The 25,890-nt window shown below is 41.2% G+C and carries 23 protein-coding genes; 6 read left to right on the top strand and 17 right to left on the bottom strand.

Annotated elements, in window-relative coordinates; genetic code table 11:
• Positions 1-328: 328 nt before the first annotated feature.
• The 5 genes from ACZIX2_RS13790 to ACZIX2_RS13770 form a co-directional block, all read right to left on the bottom strand.
• A complete protein-coding gene (locus ACZIX2_RS13790) occupies positions 329-1,957 on the bottom strand; it encodes an NAD-dependent malic enzyme (RefSeq protein ID WP_463340681.1) in 1,629 nt (542 codons plus the stop codon).
• A 140-nt stretch (positions 1,958-2,097) separates the two neighbouring features.
• Positions 2,098-3,300 carry a porin gene (locus tag ACZIX2_RS13785; RefSeq protein ID WP_463340680.1) on the bottom strand — a complete coding sequence of 401 codons (1,203 nt, stop codon included), beginning with the start codon at positions 3,298-3,300 and terminating at the stop codon, positions 2,098-2,100.
• Between the two features lie 112 nt (positions 3,301-3,412).
• Positions 3,413-4,612, bottom strand: coding sequence for a porin (locus tag ACZIX2_RS13780; protein WP_463340679.1), 1,200 nt, complete (start codon positions 4,610-4,612; stop codon positions 3,413-3,415).
• A 10-nt stretch (positions 4,613-4,622) separates the two neighbouring features.
• Entirely contained in the window at positions 4,623-5,966 is a 1,344-nt protein-coding gene (locus ACZIX2_RS13775) for an anaerobic C4-dicarboxylate transporter family protein (RefSeq protein WP_463340678.1), read from the bottom strand.
• 32 nt (positions 5,967-5,998) lie between these two features.
• Entirely contained in the window at positions 5,999-7,063 is a 1,065-nt protein-coding gene (locus ACZIX2_RS13770) for a type II asparaginase (RefSeq protein ID WP_463340677.1), read from the bottom strand.
• A gap of 56 nt (positions 7,064-7,119) precedes the next feature.
• On the opposite strand from ACZIX2_RS13770, the gene ACZIX2_RS13765 reads away from it, so the two are divergent.
• Positions 7,120-7,314, top strand: a complete 195-nt coding sequence (locus ACZIX2_RS13765; protein ID WP_463340676.1) for a hypothetical protein — start codon at positions 7,120-7,122, stop codon at positions 7,312-7,314.
• 9 nt (positions 7,315-7,323) lie between these two features.
• Here ACZIX2_RS13765 and aspA read toward each other — a convergent pair whose 3' ends face one another.
• The 9 genes from aspA to ACZIX2_RS13720 form a co-directional block, all read right to left on the bottom strand.
• Positions 7,324-8,733 (bottom strand): aspartate ammonia-lyase, encoded by a 1,410-nt coding sequence (aspA, locus tag ACZIX2_RS13760; RefSeq protein WP_463340675.1) that lies wholly within the window; start codon positions 8,731-8,733, stop codon positions 7,324-7,326.
• A gap of 295 nt (positions 8,734-9,028) precedes the next feature.
• Positions 9,029-9,787, bottom strand: coding sequence for a DUF2490 domain-containing protein (locus tag ACZIX2_RS13755; RefSeq protein ID WP_463340674.1), 759 nt, complete (start codon positions 9,785-9,787; stop codon positions 9,029-9,031).
• 332 nt (positions 9,788-10,119) lie between these two features.
• Entirely contained in the window at positions 10,120-11,382 is a 1,263-nt protein-coding gene (locus tag ACZIX2_RS13750; RefSeq protein WP_463340673.1) for an asparagine synthetase B, read from the bottom strand.
• 422 nt (positions 11,383-11,804) lie between these two features.
• On the bottom strand, positions 11,805-13,343 hold the full coding sequence (gene dnaB, locus ACZIX2_RS13745) for a replicative DNA helicase (protein WP_463340672.1): 1,539 nt from the start codon (positions 13,341-13,343) through the stop codon (positions 11,805-11,807).
• A 141-nt stretch (positions 13,344-13,484) separates the two neighbouring features.
• The gene (locus ACZIX2_RS13740) at positions 13,485-14,438 is read right to left on the bottom strand and encodes an acetyl-CoA carboxylase carboxyltransferase subunit alpha (RefSeq protein ID WP_463340671.1); all 954 of its coding nucleotides are present in this window, start codon (positions 14,436-14,438) and stop codon (positions 13,485-13,487) included.
• Between the two features lie 110 nt (positions 14,439-14,548).
• On the bottom strand, positions 14,549-15,436 hold the full coding sequence (locus ACZIX2_RS13735; RefSeq protein WP_463340670.1) for a DMT family transporter: 888 nt from the start codon (positions 15,434-15,436) through the stop codon (positions 14,549-14,551).
• Positions 15,423-16,514 carry an LptF/LptG family permease gene (locus ACZIX2_RS13730; protein ID WP_463340669.1) on the bottom strand — a complete coding sequence of 364 codons (1,092 nt, stop codon included), beginning with the start codon at positions 16,512-16,514 and terminating at the stop codon, positions 15,423-15,425. Before ACZIX2_RS13730 ends, ACZIX2_RS13735 begins: the two co-directional genes overlap by 14 nt.
• A 443-nt stretch (positions 16,515-16,957) precedes the next feature.
• A complete protein-coding gene (tgt, locus tag ACZIX2_RS13725) occupies positions 16,958-18,088 on the bottom strand; it encodes a tRNA guanosine(34) transglycosylase Tgt (RefSeq protein ID WP_463340668.1) in 1,131 nt (376 codons plus the stop codon).
• Positions 18,089-18,384: 296 nt separating this feature from the next.
• Entirely contained in the window at positions 18,385-18,984 is a 600-nt protein-coding gene (locus ACZIX2_RS13720) for a transposase (RefSeq protein ID WP_463340667.1), read from the bottom strand.
• Between the two features lie 711 nt (positions 18,985-19,695).
• On the opposite strand from ACZIX2_RS13720, the gene ACZIX2_RS13715 reads away from it, so the two are divergent.
• The 4 genes from ACZIX2_RS13715 to ACZIX2_RS13700 all read left to right on the top strand — a co-directional run bounded on the left by ACZIX2_RS13715 (position 19,696) and on the right by ACZIX2_RS13700 (position 23,211).
• Positions 19,696-19,989 carry a rhodanese-like domain-containing protein gene (locus ACZIX2_RS13715; RefSeq protein ID WP_463340666.1) on the top strand — a complete coding sequence of 98 codons (294 nt, stop codon included), beginning with the start codon at positions 19,696-19,698 and terminating at the stop codon, positions 19,987-19,989.
• Position 19,990: 1 nt separating this feature from the next.
• Entirely contained in the window at positions 19,991-20,305 is a 315-nt protein-coding gene (locus tag ACZIX2_RS13710) for a rhodanese-like domain-containing protein (RefSeq protein WP_463340665.1), read from the top strand.
• A gap of 982 nt (positions 20,306-21,287) precedes the next feature.
• Positions 21,288-22,136, top strand: a complete 849-nt coding sequence (locus ACZIX2_RS13705; RefSeq protein WP_463340664.1) for a transketolase — start codon at positions 21,288-21,290, stop codon at positions 22,134-22,136.
• A 121-nt stretch (positions 22,137-22,257) separates the two neighbouring features.
• The gene (locus tag ACZIX2_RS13700) at positions 22,258-23,211 is read left to right on the top strand and encodes a transketolase family protein (RefSeq protein WP_463340663.1); all 954 of its coding nucleotides are present in this window, start codon (positions 22,258-22,260) and stop codon (positions 23,209-23,211) included.
• A gap of 91 nt (positions 23,212-23,302) precedes the next feature.
• On the opposite strand, the gene ACZIX2_RS13695 is transcribed toward ACZIX2_RS13700, so the two are convergent.
• The 3 genes from ACZIX2_RS13695 to ACZIX2_RS13685 all read right to left on the bottom strand — a co-directional run bounded on the left by ACZIX2_RS13695 (position 23,303) and on the right by ACZIX2_RS13685 (position 25,402).
• Positions 23,303-24,865 carry an NAD(P)/FAD-dependent oxidoreductase gene (locus tag ACZIX2_RS13695; protein ID WP_463340662.1) on the bottom strand — a complete coding sequence of 521 codons (1,563 nt, stop codon included), beginning with the start codon at positions 24,863-24,865 and terminating at the stop codon, positions 23,303-23,305.
• 79 nt (positions 24,866-24,944) lie between these two features.
• Positions 24,945-25,154, bottom strand: a complete 210-nt coding sequence (locus ACZIX2_RS13690) for a type II toxin-antitoxin system RelE family toxin (protein WP_463340661.1) — start codon at positions 25,152-25,154, stop codon at positions 24,945-24,947.
• Positions 25,151-25,402, bottom strand: coding sequence for a hypothetical protein (locus ACZIX2_RS13685; RefSeq protein WP_463340660.1), 252 nt, complete (start codon positions 25,400-25,402; stop codon positions 25,151-25,153). Before ACZIX2_RS13685 ends, ACZIX2_RS13690 begins: the two co-directional genes overlap by 4 nt.
• A gap of 92 nt (positions 25,403-25,494) precedes the next feature.
• Here ACZIX2_RS13685 and ACZIX2_RS13680 point away from each other — a divergent pair, with 92 nt between their 5' ends.
• Positions 25,495-25,737 (top strand): hypothetical protein, encoded by a 243-nt coding sequence (locus ACZIX2_RS13680; RefSeq protein ID WP_463340659.1) that lies wholly within the window; start codon positions 25,495-25,497, stop codon positions 25,735-25,737.
• Positions 25,738-25,890 lie beyond the last annotated feature (153 nt).

Here is a 25,890-nt window from a genome sequence, read left to right as displayed (position 1 = left end):
ATTTCAATTGAACTCTTGTTTAATATACAATCTCGACTGCGCTCGATTTGACAAACTGCATAATTATAGAATTTATCACAATTCCTGATTGATTAAAACAATCTCGATTTGCTTTGTCAGGTCGAGCGCAGTCGAGACCCACTAGCAATGCACTCTTGTTTAAAAAACAATCTCGACTGCGCTCGATTTGACAAACTGCACAATTATTGGATTTATCATTACCCTTTTGTTAAACTAATCCACTCTCAATCCCGCGGCCAACTCAGGAGGATCGTTCCCTCTGAGACCTTGGTTAAATTCATATCATTCGATGTGGTGGAATGCACGATCAATATTGAGGCACATACATTTTACTTTTGATAAATGCTCGAATATCTTCCGGTTGTGGTACCGAAGCTAAGCCTTCTTCAAAAATGGTCTCTGTAATTTTCACTGCTACATTCAAGGATACTTCAAGGATATCAGAAATATCAGGATAAATCAACCCTTTTTCAAAATCCGCTAATTTAACCTGTTCGGCAACGGCTTCGGCGGCAACCAATATCATAGTGTCGGTTACTCGCTTGGCTTCGGTTGCAAATATGGCTAAACCCAATGCCGGAAAAATATAAATATTGTTGCCTTGTCCTGGATGAAAAACTTTATCATTATACGTTACCGGTTCAAAAGGGCTTCCACTAGCAAAAATGGCTTTTCCTTTACTCCAAACATACGCTTGTTCTGCCGTACATTCCGAATGCGAGGTGGGGTTGGAATACGGGAAAATAATGGGCCGTTCGTTGATCAACGCCATATTTTCGATCACTTCTTGGTTGAAGGCACCACCAACGGTGCTTACCCCAATAATTGCGGTAGGTTTCACCTGAAGTATAGCCTGAGCAAAACTTGTACACGTTTCGCCTTTATGCGCAAATTGTAATTGATGGGGAAGCAAATCGGTACGTCCTTCCACAATAAGTCCATTGATATCAAACATCCAAATTTGACCTAAGGCCTCGTCTCTCGATAGGCCATCTTTCATGAATTTATTCGTCAGCATGTCGGCAATTCCAAAAGCAGCAGCACCTGCACCTAAAAATAGAAATCTTTGTTCTTTAAATTCCGATTGGGTTAAGCGGCTAATGGCAATAAAACCGGCTGTTGCCACGGCGGCAGTTCCTTGTATGTCATCATTAAAAGTACATACTTTATTTTTGAAAGTATTCAAGATTCGGATAGCGTCTACCCCTGGAAAATCTTCCCATTGAATGCATATTTTAGGAAAGACTTCGTTGATGGCTTGCACAAAAGCGGCTACAAAATCATCAAACTCTTTCCCTCGTATTCTTTTCTTTTTCAATCCAGGGTACAACGGATCGTTTAGGAAATTTTCATTATTGGTCCCAACATCCAAAACGATAGGTAGCGTATGTTCAGGAGGGACGCCCCCGCAACTGGTGTATAACAATAATTTCCCAATTGAAATTCCGATGCCATAAATGCCCAAATCTCCCAAACCTAAGATGCGTCCGCCATCGGTAACCACGGTAAAACGCACTTCGTCTTCGGGCCAATTTTTTAAAATTTCTTTGATATTATCTTTATCTTCAATAGAAATATACATGCCGCGTGGGCGTCGGGACACTTGCCCAAAATGCTGACAGGCTTCCCCCACCGTTGGCGTATACACTATGGGCAAGAATTTTTTGGGTGCTGATGCTATGGTTTTAAAAAACAACCGCTCATTATTTTCCAATAATTGCATCAAAAAAATGTACTTGTTGATCGGTTTGTTTAACCTACTAATTTGCTCCAACACTCTTTGTACATGATCGTCCAGCGTTTCTACCGCCTTGGGCAATAATCCAATCAGATGGTATTGCTTTCTTTCTTCCATTGTAAAGGCAGTCCCTTTGTTTAACTTAGGATTGCGCAAAATGTCATAACCCGTTACTTTTTCCATATGTTTCTTATTCATTCGTTAACTATTTGAACTTTGGGACCACCCATACTAAAAAAACTTCTATGCTTCCGTTTTACCCTATATAAAGGCTGTAGTTTTTATTCACCCAAGGGGTTACCTTAGCCTTATGGGACAACTTATTTTTTGACTGATCCTTACAATACATTTAAAGGCGCAACGACCCCGATACTAAATTGTCCAGTAGTATAGTCTTTGGCGCCAAAGGTAGTTTCTGCATAAGACGTATAGTCAAAGACACGCCCCACGAAACAGGCAAACACTCTTAAATTCAGATTTTTGAAAGGCAAATACTCGAGGGTTGGAATATATCCAAAACTTCGCGACAATACGGATTTCCCGTTGGGATCGGGATTGTTGCTCCAACTATGGTTGCTGTTCATTACCGTTAGCAAAACACTGAATTTAGGCGAAAGCAAGTATTCTCCTCTGAGCCAATGCTCGACATAGCGTACTTCTTGTGCTGCATACGGGTAATCTGGGATAATGATGCGCGAAATGATTCCGGTACGATCCAAACCTTCTCGAGAATAATGCACATCATAATACAACAAGAATTTATCCCATTGCAGCTTGTTGCCAAGCACGATATAATGCATTTGGGAAGCAGCCGAGGCTTCATTAAAAAAACTATAGCTATAAGTGGTTTGCCACTTTCCTTGGAATAGGCTCCCTCGCCAATTGCCCACAAAAGCCAAGGGAAGCCGCACCGATCGAATACCTGGTGGAATGTATGGCCCGTAGATGGATTCAAAAGTTCTGGCTCTCGAATTGAGCATTTGAAAGGAAAAATAATGCTTTTTGTTGGCACTCGTCTGTCCGATACCCGCTCCCACTAAAAACACATCGGAGTTTTGAATGAGATCATTGTATTGCATGATATCCAAGGGGTTAAAATCAAATTCGTACCCACCCCAATCGGCAAATAATTTACCCACCGTAAGTTGTGTGCGAGGCGTAAGGTCAATTTTTACAAAAGCCACATCTACCGAACTGTTTATATTATCCAAATTACCGGTAACGGGTACTTGCGTGTAACGCTGTCTGAACCGAAAATGCACCTTATCATGAATCTTACCTTTGAATTCGATACGCAATTGACTCCCTTTTAAATTGGTAAGTTGGTGATTCCCGTCTTCGAAATTGGATTCTAAGCCAAAACGGGTATGGAAAATAACGTCCATATTTTTCAGCAAACTCTGTTTTTTAATCGGAATGATGGAGCGCAACGAATCGGGCACCAATAAAACCCCTTCATTGGTTTGTTTTTGAATTTGTTGACCATAGCCCAAAAACCACCCCAAAAAAAACAATAGCCCTAAATACCCTTTATGTTTCATACCCTTTGTTTTAAAATATCGATACTCCTTGGTCTATCCCTATGATACCCCCTTCCCTTTGGTGTTGGTCTCCCTGCTGTTATACCAGATCAACTAGTAGTTTTTGGCGTCACTACATGACATTCAAAGGGGCTACGATTCCAAAACTCAGCTGTCCTGTGGTGTAATCTTTGGCTCCGAAGGCATTTTCTGCATAGTTCGTAAAATTGAATTTTCGTCCCACGTACCCCACAAAAAAACGTAGGTTGATATCTTTGAACGGCAAATATTCTATCGTAGGAATTACACCATAACTTCGAGACAACAAGGTGTTGGCCTCAGGATCGGGATTGTCATTCCAGCGATGGTTGCTGTTCATTAGCGTTAGGATTAGATTGACTTTTGGTGCGATCAAATATTCGGCTCTCACCCAATGTTCGATATAGCGAACATCCTGAGCTGCCACTTGAAATACCGGATTGATAATCGTGGAAATGATTCCTTTTCGGTCTAAGCCTTCTCTAGAATAATGAAAATCATAGTATAACAAAAACTTGTCGAGTTGTAGCTTATTACCCAAAACCACATAATGCATGTGTGCCGTAGCCGCCGCTTCGTTATAATAGCTATAACTGTAGGTGGTTGCCCATTTTCCATTGAAAAAAAGGCCTCTCCAATTTGTCACAAAAGCCAATGGAAACTTTGAAGCTTTTAGGTTTTCTGGAATAAAAGCACCATATTGTTCCTGAAAGGTTTTGGTTCTGGAGTTCAAGACTTGGAACGAAAAACTGTGTTTTTTATTTTCTAATTCGTGAGCAAGACCTACGCCAACCAAAAAGTTATCGGCATTTTCGATAATATCATTGTAAGCCATGATATCGATGGGATTAAAATCAAATTCATAGCCTCCCCAATCGCCAAACATTTTTCCAATGGATAGACTGGTTCTAGGGGTCACGTCAAAACGCAACATGGCTAAGTCTACCGTTCGGTCTATATTGTCAAGGTTTCCAACATCTGGTTCACGAGTATAACGATGACGGAATCTAAAATATACTTTCTCATGCACCTTCCCCTTTATTTCAAGGCGAAACTGATTGCCCTTAAAATTGGATTGGGTATGCTTGCCATCACTGAAAAAAGAGTCAAAACCAAAACGCGTATTGAAGATGACATCTACATTGCTCAACAGCGTTTGTTTTTTGATTGGAATGATGTTGCGCAAAGAATCGGGCACCAATAACACCCCTTCATTGGTTTGTTTTTGGATGTTTTGTCCTAAAAGGCATTGAAACGAGACGATAAAAAGTCCTAAGTAGCAAATTTTCTTCATACCAATAGAATTAAAGAAGGAAGGAACCCAATAAAAATCCGACTGCGATGGCCACCACAATCGACACTATACTCGGAATAATAAAACTATGATTGATGACAAACTTGCCAATTTTGGTACTTTCAGTTCTGTCAAAATCGATGGCTGCTAATAGTGTGGGATAGCCTGGCAAAACCGATAAACTGTTAACCGCAGGAAAAATAGCAATCAGAGCCGATGTAGGTAATCCTAATGCTAAGCCCAAAGGCATCATGGTTTTGGTGGTAGCTGCTTGACTAAACATCAGCACTCCTAAAGCAAAAACGGCCACAGAAAACGCCCATGGATACTCTTTGACCACTTCGCCCAACACCTTTTCAATCAAAGTGGCGTTGTGCGCCATAAACGTAGCGCTCATCCACACTACGCCAAATACAGAAACCACTGCCGTTGCCATAGAGGTAAAAAGAGTCGATTTGGTCACTGCAGTCGCCGTTGTTTTGGTAATCAACATCATGGCTGCCGCCGCGGATAAGGTCACCACACTAATTACAGTAACCATGGTCAACGTCCCCTTGGCACTTACCGCCAAGGTTTTCAATCCCGGTTCGTATTGTGGGATAACTTCTGGAAAAGCTCCAGCTATTACGATGAATAGTATGGCCAGAGAAAAAATAAACACCGAGGTTTTAGCTCCGGGTTTTAGTTTTTTGGGGGAAGTTTTAGTACTTTCACTATCAATACTGGCTGCAAAAACGGGGTCTTTCATCTTTTCGATAAACACAGGATCCTCATTGAGCTCTAGTCCTTTTTTATACACCGTAAAACAACCTGCTAAAACCCCAATCAAACAAGCGGGAATCCCAATCATCATGACATCCAATAAGGCGCCTGGGTAGCCTAAGATCACCACGAAAGCCACCGTTGCCGCACTCATGGGACTACCCGTTAGGGCGATATGCGAGGCTATTACCGAAATACTCAGCGGTCTTTCGGGCCGAATTCGCTTTTTGGTAGCTACTTCGGAGATAATTGGCAAAACCGAATATAAAATATGAGAAGTGCCCGCAAACAAACAAAGAAAAAACACCGTAAATGGCGCTATAAAAGTAATGTTAGAAGGGTTTTTCTTTATTACTTTTTCGGCCAACTGCACCAGATAATCCAACCCTCCACAGGCGTGTAAAGTAGCTGCGGTGGTTACAATCGCAATGATGATCAACATCACATCGAGCGGAGGGGCGCTAGGGCGCATTTTAAAAACCAAAATAAAAATCAGTAAGCCCACCATGCCCATCACGCCCAATCCAATTCCTTTCATTTGTGAGCCAATTAGAATCATGGTAAGCAGTACTGCAAATTCTATCCAAAACATAGGCTAATTTTTAAGTTCATAAAAAGCAACGGTTAATATTCAAAGAAATACTGTTGGATGATGGCTGGATCTGAAGTTTGAGTCAACGACAACATCAACAACACTCTGGCTTTTTGGGGATTCAAATCATCGGCCACCACAAAACCGAGCGCTTTGTCATCCACTTCATTTTCTAAAGTAGTTCTTCCAGAACTTGCTCTAGCGGAACGACATACCACTATGCCTTTTTTGGCTGCTTCGGCTAAAGCTTTGCCTACGGGTGCCCCAAAGTTGCCATTCCCCATCCCCGCATAGACCAAGCCTTTAAGGCCTTTAATCGACAATAGGTTGGAAACGGTTTCCGGACTAGCATCCGAATAGCCATAAACGATCTCCACTTTGGGTAGTTCATTGAACTTGGATACGTCAAACTTCTTTTTGGGGTCTCGGGTCGATTGGTAGTAGTAGCTTACTTTGCCATCATAAATCAAACCGATGGGGCCAAAATTGGTGGAACGAAAGGTTTCTAAATTGGTGGTACTCGATTTGGTCACGTCTCTCGCGTCGAACACTTTTTCGTCCATAGCCACCACTACTCCTTTTCCTTTTGTTTTCGGATCGGCTGCCACCATCACCGCATCCAACAAATTGCGGTTTCCGTCTTGGCTCAAGGCTGTTGAAGGTCGCATGGCACCCACGATGACTACCGGTTTATCTGATTGAAGCGTTAAATCCAAAAAATAAGCTGTTTCGCCTTGGGTATCTGTCCCGTGTGTAATCACTATTGCATCGGCAAGGTCTTCCTTAAAAACTTGATTGATTCTTTTGGCCAGTTTAAGCCAGGTGGCCACATTCATGTCTTGACTCCCGATTTGTGCAATTTGTTCTCCCGTGATTTTGCCATAGTTATGAATGGCCGGAACTGCATTTAATAAATCATCAATGGGGACTTTTCCCGCAGTATAGGCTGCTTTAGTTGCCGAGGCACCCGCACCAGCAATGGTACCGCCTGTGGCTAAAATAAGGATTCTAGGAGTGGTCTTGGACTCGTTTTGTTGCCCCTGTCCGAGCTGAATTCCAAGAAAAAAAGTCAACGTTAGGTAAGCTATTCTTTTCATCTGTTCCAATTTATTGTTACGGTTTCGTTCAGCCTTACTTTGTTTCCCTACTTTGGATGGCCACACCCATAGCAGATTACACTTGGTATAGGCTTCTTTTTCTTTTCTTTGTTTCCTATGCTATAGTCTCTATTGGTTTGTGGTTTGGCACCACCCGTTTTTTGACTCCAAGCCTTTGGGGTTCTCCATGGTGGCCTACCAACTGTTCATTAGCGGCACTATTTATTGCTACTCGTCCTGCTGTTTTGTAATAGCGTGTTTTACGCGTTGATGTATCTGGGATGAATGAGGTTTTCTATGGAATAAATTTGATCCCATTTTTCTTGTGTGATCAATTTTCGCTCTTCAACCACTATTTGATGCACGCTTTTACCTGTTTTGAGGGCTTCTCCAGCGATACTGGCACTTTCTTCATAGCCCAAAATCGGGTTGAGTTGAGTGACAATTCCGATGCTGTTCATCACCATGTCATAACAATGTTTTTCATTGGCGGTAATGCCCACAATACATTTTTCGATTAAGGTGTGTATCGCTTTGGTCAAATAGTCTAAGGAGGTAAACATGGCAAACGCGATAACAGGCTCCATTACATTGAGTTGCAATTGTCCCGCCTCGGCCGCCATAGTCACCGTTAGGTCTTGTCCTATCACATAGAAACAGGTTTGATTGACCACTTCGGGAATTACCGGATTTACTTTTCCAGGCATAATAGAAGAACCAGGTTGTCTAGGGGGTAAATTGATTTCGTTGATGCCCGTGCGAGGTCCAGAGCTCATCAGGCGCAAATCGTTGCAGATTTTGGAAAGTTTCACTGCTGTGCGTTTCATGGTACCCATAATTTGCACATAGGCACCGGTATCCACGGTAGCTTCAATAAGGTCGGGCGACAAGGACAAAGGAATACCTACTTCTTTGGACAAATACTCCACACACAACTCTGGATAGCCCTCGGGTGCATTGACTTTGGTACCAATGGCGGTGGCCCCCATATTGATTTCAAGCACCAAACTTTGGGCATCTTTTAGTCGTTTGATGTCTTCATTAATCGTGGTAGCGTAGGCATGAAACTCTTGCCCTAAGGTCATCGGCACGGCATCTTGCAATTGGGTTCTTCCCATTTTGAGTACCGAGTTGAATGCTCTACCTTTTTCGGTAAAAGCGCTTTCTAAGGCTGCGAGTGCCTCTAAAAAACTTTCCATTTTAAGGTACAAAGCAATTCTAAAAGCCGAAGGGTAAGCATCGTTGGTCGATTGCGAGCAATTGACATGATTGTTGGGATGCAAATACTTGTATTCTCCTTTTTTATGTCCCAAATATTCCAATCCGATATTGGCAATTACTTCGTTGGCATTCATATTGACTGAGGTCCCTGCCCCGCCTTGAATCAAATCGCTTACAAATTCTTTATCGAATTTGCCTGCAATCACTTGGTCACTGCCATAACAGATGGCTTCCGCAATCTTAGGGTCCAATACGCCACAGTCTTTGTTGGCCAAAGCGGCGGCTTTTTTCACATAACCCAAGGCTTTAATAAACAAAGGTTCTTTGGAAATCGGAATCCCAGTAATGTTGAAATTTTCAACGGCTCGAAAGGTTTGCACTCCATAGTACAAGTTGTTAGGAATATCCAATTCCCCCAAAAAATCATGTTCTTTTCTTGTCGCTTCCATATCTTAGGCAAGGTTTTTATTATACTTAATCCACTGAAAATCAATTATAAATTTACATTATTTTTTCATTTCCTTGGTAGTATTTTTTTGAAATAAAGAAAAATACGCCCATTTTCTGTTCGCATGTTCTTGCTTTCCTCTCGCTAAAAGATGTTTTTAGATCGAAAACCACACTTTATTCTACCGCTTTTGCTATTTATGGCCCATAAAAAAAGAGTTACTGTAGTACTACAATAACTCTTTTATATCCAATTTCCGTTAGGCGTTCGTTGGTGCGTGACCACTCCTTATTTATTTATTCATCGCCATGATGGTGGTGAAAGAGATCGCTGCTTTTTCCATTAAAGTAAAAGAAGAGACGCAAGGTGTGATTGGAATCGTACTGATACCCGCTATATTTTTGTTGCAACACATTCATATACCCAAAGTCGTAGCTCCATTGTGGATTTATCGATTGACGGATACCCACAAAAATTCGGTTTTGATCCATGCTATTGTAGACCACTTCCTTCCCGAAATGCATCAACAACTCATCGGCTATGACCAAAGAAGGTAGCTTTTTATTGTTGAACACAGGAATGGTGAAACTTAACAAATAGCGAATACGATTGGTGAAACGGGTATCCGCAGCACGGTCATCGACCATTTTGTCTTGCCAACGTTGTTCGTTTCGAATGCGTTGGAACATGCTCACCTTTCCAATTTTAGAACTGTAAGTTACTTGTTGGAAAATTCGATTTTCATCGGCAAAGTTGGACCATTCGGGTTTGGAAGGCGCCAACCAAAGGTGGGCATACCCTGCAGCCACCATTAAGCCCGGTGCGGGGGTGTAGGTAATCCCAGTCCTTGCAAAATAGAAATTTTCTTTATCGGCAAAATCGGTGCGACGAATGTGAAAGTCGTTCATCGTTCCCCAACGTTCGTTAAATTTAAGTAAGGTATTTACGCTAATCCAAGTTTGCGCTTGGTGGTTTACTTCCTTAGCGGTTTTGTTTTGAGCGCCAGCAGCCGTAATCATCAACAGGCCAAAAGCAAGTGCTAAACTTCGCATCATAGTATTCTTTTTTATCGTGATTAACTCCCCTCTTTCAAGTGGATTTTTATATAGTTTACAAGCGTTAAATTTACAATTCTTAGTATAAAAAAAGAACCCTAAAGCCTTGATTTTATTCGATTCTATGAAAAAAAAAGAAAACCGACAAACTATAACGATTGCAATTTAGAACTCCTACTCCCACGGTAGCATTTGGGATAGCTAAAAGCACTGGCATCTCTTCAATTTGGGGTTTTCAAACACTAGTCTGAAACTTATTTTGTGCGATTTTACAGTAATAACCATTTCAAAAACGGTAGCTATGGTAACGATAGTGGGGGAGTTTAGGCTCCTTAGGTTTTCAATTTCTTTTTTCGAGCCGCCGGAAAAAGGACGTTATTAAGAATTAGGCGATAGCCTGGAGAATTGGGATGCAAGTCGAGAACGGTGGCGGGGTCGCCCACCTGATGTTGGTAATCTTCTGGATCATGACCTCCAAAAAAAGTAAACATTCCTTTGCCTTTTTCGCCATGGATGTAACGGGCTTCCCCATTCCATTCGCAAGCTCCCATAACCAATATATTCGATTTGATCAACTCGGGATCAAAAGCAGTGGTTTGCCCCATAAACCCTTTGACCAATTGGGTGTGATTTTGACACAACATCGAAGGGATAAAGTCCCATTTGGCGGAGTACTCCATTAGGGTGAAATAATCTTTTTCGAGGGGTACTTTTCGTTTGGCCGTCATATCGAGATCCGAGAATTCGTAGACTTCGGGTTTGCGTTCGAGAGTAAAATTCTTGAAGGCAAAAGTAGTATTGAAATTGAGTAAGGTTTGAAAATTTGGGGTCGTAGCATCGCCGTCAAACATGGGTTCACAAATGTCGATGCCTTCCGCGGCCAAGGCGATATCAAAACTATCCGAGGCAGAACACATGGCAAACATAAACCCACCACCTATCACAAAATGGCTAATTTTCTGCGCCACTGCTCCTTTTTCTTGGGCTACTTTGGCAAAGCCTAATTTTTGAGCCAAGGCTTCGGCCTCTTTCTTTTGTTCTATATACCATGGGGTATTTTTGTAGGCGCCGTAGAATTTACCGTATTGCCCGGTGAAATCTTCGTGATGCAAATGCAACCAATCGTAAAGCAGGAGTTGGTCGTTCAACACTTCTTCATCATATACTGCTGTGAAAGGAATCTCGGCATAGGTCAACACCAAAGTCACCGCATCATCCCAAGGTTGTTTGCCTTTGGGGGTATAAACGGCAATTTTGGGCGCTTTTTCCAACACCACTGCTTCCATGTTTTGCGAAGGACTGGCAATAAGTTGCAACAACTCATTGGCTTCGGCATCCGACAATACTTCAAAACTCACGCCTCTAATTTGGCATTCTCTTCGCACTTCGGGGGCATCGGGCAATAAAAAAGATCCCCCTCTATAGTTGAGCAACCAACTGGCTTTGTAATTTTTATCCAAACACCAATACGTGATCCCATACGCTTTCAAATGATTTTGCTGCGTGGTTTCGTCCATGGGCAACAACACAAAATTGGCCCAACCGCTCCAGGTTAGACAGCAGAGCAAAGCGATAAGTAGTGTTTTTTTATTCATGTATCGTAGTTTTCAATTCCAAAGACGGACTATATCAAAGTTCGGTTTCATTCAATCTCTAAAATTAAGGATATAATTGAAACGATGGTGGTTTTTGAAGATAGAAAATAGAAAATAGACGTCAGAAAAAAGAAGATAGAAAATAGACGTTAGCCCTTCGACTTCGCTCAACATAAACCACTCAGGATGAAGAGGTTAAAGTTGTAAAATAGAAGATATAAAATTGAAAGCTGAATCCATCTAACACAACTTGCACTTCGGTCAGTTTTGCAGTATTGTAATTGGATGGAAACATGTGATCGTAAATACCCTTTTAGCATTTAGCACCGTACCTACCAACATTAATTGTAATATCTCACTAACTTTGTAAGTTGAAAAGTTATTATGAAAATTTGAGCTAATTCAAAAAGCTTTACAAGCTGTTAAAACGGCACATCGCTATCGTCGTCGGCATCGTCGTTAAACGTACTGCCAAACGCTTGGTGCGCCGAAGGTAAATTTTTGGTAAAATCCTCCTGATTCATACTCGAAGGCAGGTCATCATAGCCCATCGTAAAATCGTCTAGGTTGTCAAACTTACCAAGACTACCTACGAATTTCAAGCGCACATTTTCGAGTCCACCATTTCTATGTTTAGCAATGATAAATTCGGCTTGTCCTGCCGTTGGCGATTGTTCGTCATCGTCCCATTCTTCAATTTTATAGTATTCCGGACGGTAAATGAAGGACACAATATCGGCATCTTGCTCAATCGCACCCGATTCACGAAGGTCGGAAAGCAACGGACGCTTGCTTGAACCACGAGTTTCCACCGCACGCGATAACTGCGATAGCGCAATTACGGGTACGTTCAACTCTTTGGCCAAAGCTTTTAAGTTACGCGAGATGGTCGAGATTTCTTGCTCACGGTTTCCTCCGCCTTTGCCACCACCCCCAGCAGTCATCAGCTGTAAGTAGTCGACTATGACCAACTTGATGCCGTGTTGTGAGGCCAAACGACGACACTTGGCACGCAAATCAAATATGGATAACGAAGGCGTATCATCAATATACAAAGGGGCTTTTTCGAGGTTTTTTACTTTGGTACTCAATTGTTCCCACTCGTGTTTTTCTAGTTTACCGGTACGCAATTTTTCGGAAGACAAGCCTGTTTCGGACGAAATCAAACGGGTAATCAACTGAACCGAGGACATCTCTAGCGAAAAAACCGCTACAGGATGTTGAAAATCGATCGCAATGTTTCGTGCCATCGACAATACGAAAGCGGTCTTACCCATACCTGGACGCGCCGCTATAATGATCAAATCCGAAGGTTGCCATCCAGAAGTTACTTTGTCTAATTTTTCGAAACCTGTGGCTACCCCACTCAATCCTTCTTTACCTGCAATTTCTTCAATTCGCTTTTTGGCTTGCAACACTAAACTCTGTGCCGTTTCTGAACTTCTTTTGATGTTCCCTTGCGTTACTTCATACAATTTGGATTCGGCCTTGTCCAACAAGTCGAATACATCGGTCGTTTCGTCGTACGAATCTTCAATAATTTCTGAAGAGATACGAATCAACGAACGCTGAATGAACTTTTGCAGAATGATACGCGAATGGAATTCAATATGCGCCGATGACGATATTTTTTGAGTCAATTGAATCAAATACAAATCCCCACCGGCTAATTCGGCTTTTCCATTTTTACGCAATTGGGCCGATACGGTCAAAAGGTCGATGGGTTGCGACTCGGTAAAGAGTTGCACAATCGCTTCAAAGATATACTTATGCGCTTCTTTGTAAAAAGCGTCCGGTTGCAAAATGTCAATTACCTCATCGACCCCCTTTTTATCAATCATCATGGCCCCAAGCACGGCCTCTTCTAATTCGAGGGCTTGTGGTTGTAACTTTCCTTTTTCTAGGTTTATAATCGTGGACCGGTCCACTTTAACGGGATTGATTGCTTTGAAATTTTCCATGTAGCGAATTTAAATAAAATAACGCTGCAGTAAAGCAGGAGTTATTACAATTTCGTGTTTATAACTTGCTGTGATTTGTTGATAACCACAAAAAAAGTCCGAAACCCAAAGGCTTCGGACTTCAAAATAATATGCAGGAATTTACTCTTTAAAGTGACCCATATTGCTGTATTTATCCATCCTTTGGGCGATTAACTCTTCTGTTGATAAGTCTTTCAATTCGTTGAAACCTTTCATGATGTAGTGTTCCATTGTTTTGAAAGTCGTTTCGCGATCAAAGTGCGCTCCTCCTAGAGGTTCTGGGATAATATCGTCTACTAGATTTTGTTTTTTCATATCGGCCGAGGTCAATTTTAAAGCTTCGGCTGCTTTTTCTTTGTATTCCCAGCTCTTCCATAAAATAGAAGAACACGATTCTGGTGAAATTACAGAATACCAAGTATTTTCGAGCATGTACACGCGATCACCTACACCAATACCCAAGGCTCCACCGGAAGCTCCTTCTCCCACAATAATGGTAATGATAGGCACTTTCAGACGTACCATTTCAAAAATGTTACGCGCAATGGCTTCTCCTTGGCCACGTTCTTCAGCTTCTAGTCCTGGATACGCACCGGGAGTATCTACTAAAGTCAATACGGGAATGCCAAATTTTTCGGCCATTTTCATCAAACGTAAGGCTTTTCGGTAACCTTCTGGATTGGCCATTCCAAAATTACGGTACTGACGCGTTTTAGTATTGTATCCTTTTTGCTGTCCTACAATCATGAACGATTGTCCGCCAATTTTTCCTAATCCCCCTACCATGGCTTTGTCATCTTTAAAGCCTCTATCGCCATGTAACTCTAGAAAGGTATCGCCACACAAGGCTTGTATATGATCCAAGGTATACGGACGGTTGGGGTGTCTAGACAATTGAACCCTTTGCCAAGCGGTTAGGTTTTTATAAATGTTCTTTTTGGTATCAATCAGTTTTTTATTAATCTCTTTGCAGGTGGAACTCACATCAATATCGGATTCTTTACCGATAAGTTCGCATTTTTCTAACTGCTCTTCTAACTCTTTAATTGGAAGTTCAAAATCTAAATATTCCATAGGGTTTTTGCTTTTGTATAATTTTGCAATTCTGGAACTGCAAATGTAAAAATTTAAAATAGATTCAAAAGTTAATTTTGAAATATAAGCGTCAAATATCGTGTTGATCCTTAGCCTTTGGGTTTTTCCTTATAGTGTTTGAGGACCCCGTTGAGCAGCACAGTGATTAAGATGAGCAAGGCGCCCCAATAAAATTCGGCACTCATTTTTTCTTTACCTCCTAGGATAAAATAAGCCAATACTATGCCGTATACCGGCTCCAAATTGGTCGTAAGCATCACAGTATAAGGCGACAAGCATCGCATGACTTTCACCGAGGCTGTAAAAGCATAAGCCGTACAAACCGAGGCCAAAACCAAAATAAGTCCCCAGTTTTTGAGTGTCAAATTAAAAAAGTCGGCCGTAAACGCTCCGGTACATAAAAAGTACACACTGATAAACACCACACCCGATAAAAATTCATAAAATGAAATGACAGCCGGTTCATGATGTTCGATGAGTTTTCCGTTGAACAAGGTAAAAACCACCCCAAGAAAAACAGACAATAAGGCCAAGAGCGCCCCTTTGAAATAGTGCATTTCTACTTGAAGAATCAACCCCAAGCCCGCAATAATAAGCAGTCCAAAAAACACTTCGTACCACACGATTTTACGACGGTAGAACAAAGGCTCTAATAAGGAGGCTATAAATGCCCCAAGGGAAAACACGGATAGGGTCACGGCAACAGTCGACACCTTGATGGATTCAAAAAACAGAATCCAATGCAAGGCGATGAGTCCACCCACCCCCACTAATTTGACCACGGCACTGTAGGCTATACGAAACGGAATTTTTCGCCACCACAAGAATCCTCCTAAAAATAGGGCCGCAAACAACATGCGGTACCACACTAAAAAATCGGCATCTATGGTAATCAAAGCCCCTAATATGGCCGTGAACCCCCAAATAAAAACAATCAAATGGAGGCTAAGGTAACTCTTAAAATTATCGTTTGGCATTACGAAGTAGGTAAATGGCTAATATTCCGAAAATAATGTTGGGCAACCATACTGCAAGCAAGGGAGAAAAAGAAGATTTCTCTGCTATGGTTCCAAAAATCTTATCGAAGAAAACAAAGGCAAACGCAATGGCAATACCGATGGCTAGATTGGTCCCCATCCCACCTCTTCGTTTCATGGCCGATACTGAAACAGCAATAATGGTCAGAATAAAGGCGGATACCGGTACACTAAATTTTTTATATAATACCACCAAATAGGTATTGATAGTCGAAGACCCTCTTTTACGCTCTTTATCGATAAAGGACAAAAGCTGTTTTAAATTCAAGGTTTCGGCTATATAGACCACCGGGGTTAAATCTTCCAAATCAAAATCGAAATAGAATTTCTTTTCGGGCGCTTTTTCAATTTGGTCGCCCATAGGCCCGAGCGTTCTTTTGGTATAATCGTACAAGGTATACGTACTGTCTTTCGGATTCCATTTGATGCGACTGGCGGTCATTTTGGAGACTAGTTTGTCCGCTTTAAATTTTTCCAAAGAAAAATTAAACGCCATTTGCGATTCGGGGTTGAAACTGTTTACATAGATAAACTCGTTGTCATTAATTTGACGGTATACGTCGGTATTGTCGCCTCGCATGGCTTGTTTGCCACCTCCTTTTAAATAGGTATATCGAAAGTTATTGAACCCTTCACTCGCCGAGGGTACCAAAAAAATCCCAACCAACAATACAAACAAAGAAACTATAGTTGCCCCTATGATATACGGCCTCAAAAAACGGGTAAAGGATATACCCGACCCCAAGATGGCGATGATTTCCGTATTATTGGCCAATTTGGAAGTAAACCAAATAATGGACAAAAACAAGAAAATAGGAAAGAGCATGTTCGCAAAATAAATCGTAAAGTTGTAATAGTATTTTGCAATATCTATTAATGGGATTTGGTTTTCCAACATCTTGTTGATTTTCTCCGAAACATCGATAACAATACCAATCGGAATAAACAACAACAACATGACCGTGAAGGTGGCCAAGTACCGCTTTAGAATGTATTTGTCTATTAATGTTAATTTCATTACTTGAAGGTAGAAATTAGAGGTTAGAGGTTAGCCCTTCGACTCCGCTCAGGGTGACTAGTTAGAGGTTAGAAGTTAGAAATTAGAAATTAGAGGTTAGACGTTAGCCCTTCGACTCTGCTACCATTGACGTTTTTATTTATACATCTAAATATCAACGAGTTGCATATTTAGCTCAGTTGCTTTTTTTGTAAGAAATCTAATTTGTTGTTCCTTTTGTTTTAACAAATAGAATTCGACTCCTTTTTCTACATATTGCATTCCTTTACTAAATGTTTTATAATAGAGTTCCGCTAATTTTCTCAGGGTGACTAGTTAAAAATTAGAAATTAGAGGTTAGAGGTTAGCCCTTGACTGTACTTCGGCTTCACTCAGTATAAACTACTCCGGGTGACTAGAGAAGTTAGACTTCTTATCTCTAACTTCTAACTTCTTATTTCCTATTATAATCTTTGGCTCATGTTTTTGACCATCATTTCTTTCCATGATCTAAAATCGCCTGCTAAGATATGCTTTCTCGCTTCACGAACCAACCACATATAAAAACCTAAGTTGTGTATCGTGGCAATTTGTTTACCTAAATATTCATTGGCGGCAAACAAATGGCGCAAATAGGCTTTCGTATAATAGGTATCTACATAAGTAATCCCCATTTCGTCTATAGGCGAAAAATCATTTTCCCATTTTTTATTTTTGATATTGATGGTGCCGTTGGCGGTAAACAACATCCCGTTTCGAGCATTTCGAGTAGGCATCACACAATCAAACATATCGATACCCAAGGCGATATTCTCCAATATATTAATAGGTGTTCCCACACCCATCAAGTAGCGTGGTTTGTCTTCTGGAAGAATTTCACAAACCACATCGGTCATGGCATACATTTCTTCTGCAGGCTCCCCTACTGAAAGTCCTCCAATAGCGTTCCCTTGTTGCCCCGCATTGGCAATGTACTCCGCCGATTGACGACGTAAATCTTTATAGGTACTTCCTTGTACAATAGGAAAGAAAACTTGTTCGTACCCATACTTATACGGTACTTTTTCCAAATGTTTGATACAACGGTCCAACCAACGGTGGGTCATATGCATGGAGCGTTGGGCATAACGGTAATCGCAAGGATAAGGTGTACATTCATCAAAAGCCATGATGATATCGGCTCCAATGGTACGTTGAATTTCCATGACATTTTCAGGAGTAAACACATGGTATGAACCATCGATATGCGATTTGAACTTTACCCCTTCCTCTTTGATTTTTCGGTTCGAAGACAACGAATACACTTGATATCCACCAGAATCGGTTAAGATGTTACGGTCCCAATTCATGAATTTATGCAATCCACCCGCTTGTTCTAAAATTGCGGTTTGAGGCCTCAAATATAGGTGATAGGTATTCCCAAGAATAATATCTGGGTTTATATCTTCGGTCAATTCTCTTTGATGCACCCCTTTCACTGAGCCTACGGTACCCACCGGCATAAAAATTGGGGTTTCAATTACCCCATGATCTGTGGTGATACTACCCGCTCTGGCTTTGGTTTGTGCGTCTTTTTGTACTAGTTCAAATTTCATCTCTCTTTTTTTTGTCCGACCTTTCGGGAGCGCAAAGATAATTTATTTCAGTTTTACTCCCGTCACTTCGCACTATGAATTAGGATTTTATTTAACAAACACCATAAATAGGGACCGATTGCGAATTCGGCGAAGGATGGTTGTAACCATGGATGGATTGGAAAAACAATGGATCGAATGTGAATTCGACGAATGATCGTGAAAAAAATGCATCGATCGTGAATCCCATGGATTCATCGCAAAAAAAATGGACTGATTGTGAAATAAATGCATCGATCATGATTACAATGGACAGGTCACGACCTGTCCCTACGGGTATCGAAAAATGTATCGGAATTCCAACGTGCTGGATTCGTATTGATGTAATCATAAATATTGTCGTAGGCCACCGTATCCCTAATAATATGATCGTGAAAAGAACGTTGCCATGCAAAATCTGTCAATCCTTTTTGATGAATATATTTGGAAGAGGTTGTTTTGTAGGCTCCAATTAATTCTGATAAGGACTTAATTTTTACCTGATTTTCGCCAACCCATTCGCTATCAATTTCAATTATGGCATGCACATGGTTCGGCATAATTACAAAATTATGAATTACGACATAAGGATACTGCTCCTCTAACCACAGCATTTGCTTTTGGGCAATTTCTCCATAATCATTTAATTTAATTTGTATTTCCTCTTCACCCTTTTTTACCTCCTCTTGGTAATCAACCGAATTACTCGAATACAAATCCTGTGCGGATCGATTGTTATTTTCATTATGAGCTCCATTGCGGGGGATAGAACCCAAACAACATGTTCGATTTTGAACACAAATGGTAACAAAATACAAATTGTCTTGGGAATAATCATATTCCTCTTTTCGAATTCTTTTTCTGTATTTTTTTTTCATTTTTTTCTTTTCTATGAAAATGTTGGGGCAAACGACATAAAAAAAAATGCATCCATCGCGAATCCAATAGACAGGTCGCGAAATAAATGCATCGATCGCGAATCCAATGGACAGGTCGCGAAATAAATGTATCGATCGCGAATCCAATGGACAGGTCGCGAAATAAATACATCGATCGCGAATCCAATGGACAGGTCGCGAAATAAATACATCGATCGCGAATCCAATGGACAGGTCGCGAAATAAATACATCGTTCGCGAATCCAATAAACAGGTCGCGAAATAAATGCATCGTTCGCGAATCCAATAAACAGGTCGCGAAATAAATGCATCGTTCGCGAATCCAATGGACAGGTCGCGAAATAAATACATCGATCGCGAATCCAATGGACAGGTCGCGAAATAAATACATCGTTCGCGAATCCAATGGACAGGTCGCGAAATAAATACATCGTTCGCGAATCCAATGGACAGGTCGCGAAATAAATACATCGTTCGCGAATTCAATGGACAGGTCGCGAAATAAATGCATCGATCGCGAATCCAATGGACAGGTCGCGAAATAAATGCATCGTTCGCGAATCCAATGGACAGGTCGCGACCTGTCCCTACGGGTAAAAATAAATTAAATTGTGTAACAATTGTTACTGAAATGCCCATTTCGTACCTTTATATTTGCCAAAAAAAATAGAACAGCAAAACTAAATTCCTATGACCTTAGAACATTTGATTAAAGAAAATCACGGCACCATAGTAGATGTAAGAAGTCGTGAAGAATTTATGGGCGGACACGTAGCGCAATCCCTCAACATTCCCCTAAATGAAATTCCGGAACGTTTGGAAGAACTCAAAACCTTGGCTACACCCCTCATTTTATGTTGTGCCTCAGGAATGCGTAGCGGACAAGCCGAACACTACTTAACCCAACAAGGCATCGAATGCCTCAATGGCGGGTCATGGCTCAACGTGAATTTTTATCAATCCTTACAAAACAAAATCGATTAACATGCTTTCCTTTTTAAAAAAAATATTTGGCCTAGGCCCATCGATTTCCTACAAAGACCTGCTCCAACAAGGCGCCATCATAATTGATGTGCGTAGCAAAGGCGAATACCAAGGGGGGCATATCAAAGGGTCCAAAAACATCCCTTTGGATACCTTACTACAACAATTGTCTCAATTAAAAAACAAAGAACAAATCATTATCACCTGTTGCGCCTCGGGCATGCGCAGTGCCTCAGCCAAAAGTCTTCTCAAAGCCCATGGCTTTACTCAAGTATACAACGGCGGCGGCTGGAGTAGTTTGAATAGTAAGTTGTAATGTAGAAGTTAGCCCTTCGACTCCGCTCAGGGTGAGAAGGTAGAAATTAGAAGGCAGAAATTAGAAAGCAGAAATTAGAAATTAGAAGGCAGAAATTAGAAAGCAGAAATTAGAAGTTAGAGGTTTGTACGTTGTACGTCCCTGATATTGATTGAACGCTGTGTTCATGGTATCAGGGATTTTTTTATATGTAAGTTCCAAGTTAGTGTTCAGCAATCTAATTTAGAGTGTATTCTCCTTTGTGTACTTTGCGTATCTCTTTGCGCTTTGCGGTTAACCTTTGGTTTATTTTAAAAAAAAATCTTCCTCAAAAATCAAAAACACACCCCCAGCCCCTTTAACTCCTAATTATATTTTTTTTATAGGAGTCGTTGAATCTTCGATTTCAAGAGGGGAGCATCACTGCATCAAAGAAAATTGAGTTTACAGGATTCTATTTTTGAACAGTATTACTAATTGAAATTCCTAATTCGAGGGTAAGGGACAAGAGATATTCCAACCTGAACTTCATTTCCTATTCCTTTGTGATCTTTGTGTAACACTTCGCGCCCCTTGCGGTTAAACCTTTAAACTTTAAACCATTAACCGTGAACCTAAGAACAGCTGCAAGTTTTCGTTTGACCCCGACCCTAAAGGGAGCCGAAAAACGGGAACGATTAGGTGTAGGTAGCTGGTATGGATTGAGGCTAAGGTTTTTGGTTATTGGGGCGGTTTTATAATTGGTTACTTCGCTTTGTACATTTCAATCTTTCAATCTTTCAATTTTTTAATTTTTTAATCTTTTAATCTTTTAATCTTTTAATCTTTTAATCTTTTAATCTTTTAATCTTTTAATCTTTCAATCTTTCAATCTTTCCATCTTTGAATCTTCCTTCCCCCCTATCTCCGTTTAAACGATTAAAAAGTTTTAGAATTCTACTAAAACGTTTGTAGTCCGAAAAATAACAATTACTTTTGCAGCAGTTTAACTTTTACACACAAAATGAAGCCAAACACAGCACAATTAATGGATTTAACAATCCAAGTAAGAAGAGACATCCTTCGCATGGTACACGCCGTAAATTCTGGACACCCAGGAGGTTCTTTGGGATGTACTGAATTTTTAGTAGCCTTGTACCAAAACCTAATGGATCGCAAAGAAGGATTTGACATGGACGGTATAGGAGAAGATGTTTTCTTCTTATCTAATGGTCATATTTCCCCTGTATTTTATAGCGTATTGGCCCGAAGTGGTTATTTCCCTGTTTCCGAATTGGCCACGTTCCGCAAATTGAATTCGCGTTTGCAAGGACACCCTACCACACACGAAGGTTTACCAGGTGTGCGTATGGCCTCGGGGTCTTTAGGGCAAGGTTTATCTGTGGCTGTTGGTGCAGCCCATGCTAAAAAATTAAACCAAGACAACCACCTAGTGTATTCTTTACACGGGGATGGTGAATTGCAAGAAGGGCAAAACTGGGAAGCGATTATGTATGCTTCTGCTAAAAAAGTAGACAACTTGATTGCCACTGTAGATTTGAACGGAAAACAAATTGACGGTACCACGGACGAAGTATTATCAATGGGTGACTTGAAAGCTAAATTTGAAGCTTTTGATTGGGATGTCCTTGAAATCAAAGAAGGGAACAACCTTGAAGCTATCCTTGCGGGTATGTCCGAAGCCAAATCGAGAACAGGCAAAGGCAAACCTGTTTGCGTTTTATTGTATACTGAAATGGGTAACGGGGTGGATTATATGATGCACACCCACGCTTGGCACGGTAAAGCACCTAATGATGCACAATTGGAAGCTGGATTAGCTCAAAACGTTTCGACTTTAGCAGATTACTAGGCCCCCTATCCCCCAAAGGGGGAATTAAAGCTTAGTAGTAAAAATTAGAAATAAATAGATAATTACAAATCCTATTTACCCCAATAGGAACTACCCGTCGAGGCGGGGTTGGGGGAGTCTTATGAAAAAATATACAAATACAGGTAGTAAAGATACTCGTTCAGGTTTTGGAGCGGGAATGACCGAATTGGGTCAAAAGAACGAAAATGTCGTAGCCCTTTGTGCCGACTTGATTGGTTCTTTAAAATTTGATGATTTCAAGAAAAATCATCCAGAGCGTTTTTTCCAAATTGGTATTGCAGAAGCTAACATGATTGGTATCGCTGCAGGATTGACCGTTGGAGGCAAAATTCCGTTTACAGGAACTTTTGCTAACTTTTCTACTGGTCGTGTATACGATCAAATTCGTCAATCGGTAGCCTATTCTGATAAAAACGTAAAAATCTGTGCGTCACACGCAGGATTAACCTTAGGCGAAGACGGGGCTACGCACCAAATCTTAGAAGATATTGGATTGATGAAAATGTTGCCAGGTATGACGGTAATCAACACTTGCGATTACAACCAAACCAAAGCGGCGACTATCGCATTGGCTGACCACCACGGTCCTGCCTATTTACGTTTTGGTCGTCCAGTAGTGCCCAACTTTACGCCAGCCGACGAACCCTTTGTTATTGGAAAAGCTATTTTGTTAAACGAAGGTACAGATGTTACTATCGTTGCTACAGGCCACTTGGTTTGGGAAGCCCTACTTGCTGCCGAAGCGTTGGAAGCTAAAGGTATTTCCGCTGAAGTGATCAACATCCACACCATTAAACCTTTGGATGATGAAGCTATTTTGAAATCGGTTGCCAAAACCAAATGCATCGTTACCGCAGAAGAGCACAACATTTTGGGTGGTTTAGGTGAAAGTGTAGCCAGAGTATTGGCCTTACACCAACCTACTCCACAAGAGTTTGTCGCTGTAAACGACAGTTTCGGTGAATCAGGCACCCCAGAACAATTGATGGAAAAATACCAATTGAATCATCAAGCGATCGAAGCTGCAGTAGCTCGTGTACTGGCTAGAAAATAATTTCTCCCTTAGACACAAAATCCCGTTAAGTCATTCTTAACGGGATTTTTTTATTTTCTGTAGCATCAAACTATTGCGTCGTACCTCATCCTTATTTATGCAAGGCTTCCGCAATTTTTTGTGCGCATTTCTCTCCGTCAATTGCTGCCGAAATAATTCCGCCCGCATAGCCTGCTCCTTCTCCACAAGGATACAAACCTTTGATTTGCAAATGTTCCAACGTGAAATTATCCCTTGGAATACGCACCGGCGAAGAGGTTCTGGATTCTGGAGCGTGTAAAATGGCCTCATTGGTGGCATACCCTTTCATAGATTTTCCAAACTCGGTAAACCCTTGACGCATTATTTGTGTCAAAAACCCAGGAAACACTTGCCCCAATTCTACCGAAGCAGTGCCTGGCACATAGGAAGTCTTAGGAATCGAAGTGGAAACTTTCGACTGGGTAAAATCGACTAATCGTTGCGCTGGTACTTGTTGCGTTTGTCCGCCCAATTGCCACGCTTTTTGCTCAATACTTTTTTGGAATTCCATCCCAGCCAAAGCTCCGAACTTGGCAAACGGTTTGAAATCCTCCAATTTTAACTCCACCACTATACCCGAATTGGCGGTAGGCTGATCCCTTTTGGATGGCGACCAACCATTGGTCACTACTTCGCCAGGACTGGTAGCACAGGGTGCAATCACTCCCCCCGGACACATACAAAAAGAATACATCCCGCGACCGTTTACTTGTTTCACAATCGAATACGGTGCTGGAGGCAAATGCTCCCCTCGGTAATCGCAACTGTATTGAATGCTGTCGATTAAACTTTGAGGATGTTCGGCCCGCACCCCTAAAGCAAAAGGTTTGGGTTCTATGAGTACTTTTTTTCGATCGAGCAATTCAAAAATATCTCGTGCCGAATGCCCCGTGGCTAAAATCAATTTCTGAGCCGCAATGGTAGTTCCGTGTTGGGTCACCACGCCTTGTACTTCATTATTTTTGAGGAGTATATCGGTAACTCGTGTTTCAAAAAGCACTTGCCCTCCGTGTTCTTTTATTTTTTCTCTAATATCCTGAATAATTTGCGGCAATTTATTGGTACCGATATGCGGATGCGCGTTTACCAATATATCGGGTGTGGCCCCAAAAGCCACTAACAATTCGAGTATGCGATTCACATCGCCTCGTTTTTTGGAACGCGTATACAATTTCCCATCTGAATACGTGCCTGCCCCTCCTTCGCCAAAACAATAATTAGAATCTTCGTTGACCACATGATCGCGATTGATCGCCTTCAAATCCCGACGGCGCCCGCGAACGTCTTTTCCTCTTTCAATCACGATGGGTTTGAGTCCTAATTCCATCAATTGCAAGGCCGCAAACAATCCTGCTGGACCAGCACCCACCACGATCACCTCTTGCGCATGTGAAACGTCTTGATAGTCCGGTAAGCGAATGGAGCTGTTGGGTATAGCCTCACTTTCAAAGTACACTTGTACTTTCAAATTGATTTTCACTGCCTTTTGTCGGGCATCAATGGAGCGTTTTACCACCACTACTTTTTGGATATCTTGTAGGGGGCGTTGCATCTTTTTCGACAAAAAATGCTGTAATAAAGTGGTGTTGGCAGCTACTTCGGGGGCTACTTGTATGAGGAGTTCTTGTGGCATTTTTGTATATATAAGAATTTTTTAAGGAAAAAGTTTGTAAATATCTTCTCGTTTGACCCATCTCGCTAGAAGTATCACCTTACCATCCCAAAAAAAATCCGAGTCGGTATTTCCCTATTCGTACACGGTAAGCGTCATCGTGTCCTTTTAATTTTTTTACTTGCGGTATCACCTCTATAGTATCTACCTGCTTTAACAATTCCAAGAGATTTAGCAACTTCTTTTTCATCGCTGCGTCTTTGCATTGGGCTACATCTTTGGAAAATTGCTTTAAATATTCAACGGTCATTTTCCTAACAATCGATAGATTTCAGCCTCGCTTTCTTTTTCCGCCCTATCGGCCTCCTCCATCAATAGCAACATTCCAAGATCTTCTTTTTCTTCTAAAGACAAGCCCTTAGGCATACTAGATTGTTTGCTTTTCACGTACATTTGCACCGCATTTTCAATCAAACCTTTGACACTGGTCTTTTCAAAAATTGAAATTACTTTTAATTTTGTCAAGGTAGTTTCGTCTATATCTATTAATTTTCTCATTAGAGCTAATTTTTATACAAATATATACCATATATACCGTATATGCAATTTCCAAAAAACATACGGCTTTTAATCTTTAAAAACACCTCAATATGTCTAAAAAAATAAAATTGATATGGGATTTTCGGGGTCCCGTTGCTGCCCAAACTGCCGAACATCACGAAATCCATCTTAAAGAATTTCTCGAGCAACGCCACTACCCTTTGCGTATCACTGGCCACAAAATTATAGACGAACTGTATGCTTTGGCTTATGTAGTAGTAGAAGAGGCTGACATGATTGCTTTTCGCGATGGCTTACGGCCGCATCGTGGGGAGGTTTTTGTGGAGAAGTGAGAAGTGAGAGGTGAGAAGGCAGAAATGAGAAATGAGAAGTGAGATGTGAGAAGTGAGAAGTGAGATGTGAGAAGTGAGAAGTGAGAAGTGAGAAGTTAGAAGTGAGAAATGAGAAGGCAGAAATGAGAAGGCAGAAATGAGAAGGCAGAAATG

The organism is Flavobacterium riviphilum (genome assembly GCF_055231795.1).
This window is presented reverse-complemented; position numbering and strand designations above follow the sequence as displayed.

What these genes read in the sequence shown, in the direction of transcription:
- ACZIX2_RS13790 (WP_463340681.1), bottom strand. Translation starts at nt 1,957, where the DNA reads ATGAATAAGAAACATATGGAAAAAGTAACGGGTTATGACATTTTGCGC.
- ACZIX2_RS13785 (WP_463340680.1), bottom strand. Translation starts at nt 3,300, where the DNA reads ATGAAACATAAAGGGTATTTAGGGCTATTGTTTTTTTTGGGGTGGTTT.
- ACZIX2_RS13780 (WP_463340679.1), bottom strand. Translation starts at nt 4,612, where the DNA reads ATGAAGAAAATTTGCTACTTAGGACTTTTTATCGTCTCGTTTCAATGC.
- ACZIX2_RS13775 (WP_463340678.1), bottom strand. Translation starts at nt 5,966, where the DNA reads ATGTTTTGGATAGAATTTGCAGTACTGCTTACCATGATTCTAATTGGC.
- ACZIX2_RS13770 (WP_463340677.1), bottom strand. Translation starts at nt 7,063, where the DNA reads ATGAAAAGAATAGCTTACCTAACGTTGACTTTTTTTCTTGGAATTCAG.
- ACZIX2_RS13765 (WP_463340676.1), top strand. Translation starts at nt 7,120, where the DNA reads ATGGCCACACCCATAGCAGATTACACTTGGTATAGGCTTCTTTTTCTT.
- aspA (WP_463340675.1), bottom strand. Translation starts at nt 8,733, where the DNA reads ATGGAAGCGACAAGAAAAGAACATGATTTTTTGGGGGAATTGGATATT.
- ACZIX2_RS13755 (WP_463340674.1), bottom strand. Translation starts at nt 9,787, where the DNA reads ATGATGCGAAGTTTAGCACTTGCTTTTGGCCTGTTGATGATTACGGCT.
- ACZIX2_RS13750 (WP_463340673.1), bottom strand. Translation starts at nt 11,382, where the DNA reads ATGAATAAAAAAACACTACTTATCGCTTTGCTCTGCTGTCTAACCTGG.
- dnaB (WP_463340672.1), bottom strand. Translation starts at nt 13,343, where the DNA reads ATGGAAAATTTCAAAGCAATCAATCCCGTTAAAGTGGACCGGTCCACG.
- ACZIX2_RS13740 (WP_463340671.1), bottom strand. Translation starts at nt 14,438, where the DNA reads ATGGAATATTTAGATTTTGAACTTCCAATTAAAGAGTTAGAAGAGCAG.
- ACZIX2_RS13735 (WP_463340670.1), bottom strand. Translation starts at nt 15,436, where the DNA reads ATGCCAAACGATAATTTTAAGAGTTACCTTAGCCTCCATTTGATTGTT.
- ACZIX2_RS13730 (WP_463340669.1), bottom strand. Translation starts at nt 16,514, where the DNA reads ATGAAATTAACATTAATAGACAAATACATTCTAAAGCGGTACTTGGCC.
- tgt (WP_463340668.1), bottom strand. Translation starts at nt 18,088, where the DNA reads ATGAAATTTGAACTAGTACAAAAAGACGCACAAACCAAAGCCAGAGCG.
- ACZIX2_RS13720 (WP_463340667.1), bottom strand. Translation starts at nt 18,984, where the DNA reads ATGAAAAAAAAATACAGAAAAAGAATTCGAAAAGAGGAATATGATTAT.
- ACZIX2_RS13715 (WP_463340666.1), top strand. Translation starts at nt 19,696, where the DNA reads ATGACCTTAGAACATTTGATTAAAGAAAATCACGGCACCATAGTAGAT.
- ACZIX2_RS13710 (WP_463340665.1), top strand. Translation starts at nt 19,991, where the DNA reads ATGCTTTCCTTTTTAAAAAAAATATTTGGCCTAGGCCCATCGATTTCC.
- ACZIX2_RS13705 (WP_463340664.1), top strand. Translation starts at nt 21,288, where the DNA reads ATGAAGCCAAACACAGCACAATTAATGGATTTAACAATCCAAGTAAGA.
- ACZIX2_RS13700 (WP_463340663.1), top strand. Translation starts at nt 22,258, where the DNA reads ATGAAAAAATATACAAATACAGGTAGTAAAGATACTCGTTCAGGTTTT.
- ACZIX2_RS13695 (WP_463340662.1), bottom strand. Translation starts at nt 24,865, where the DNA reads ATGCCACAAGAACTCCTCATACAAGTAGCCCCCGAAGTAGCTGCCAAC.
- ACZIX2_RS13690 (WP_463340661.1), bottom strand. Translation starts at nt 25,154, where the DNA reads ATGACCGTTGAATATTTAAAGCAATTTTCCAAAGATGTAGCCCAATGC.
- ACZIX2_RS13685 (WP_463340660.1), bottom strand. Translation starts at nt 25,402, where the DNA reads ATGAGAAAATTAATAGATATAGACGAAACTACCTTGACAAAATTAAAA.
- ACZIX2_RS13680 (WP_463340659.1), top strand. Translation starts at nt 25,495, where the DNA reads ATGTCTAAAAAAATAAAATTGATATGGGATTTTCGGGGTCCCGTTGCT.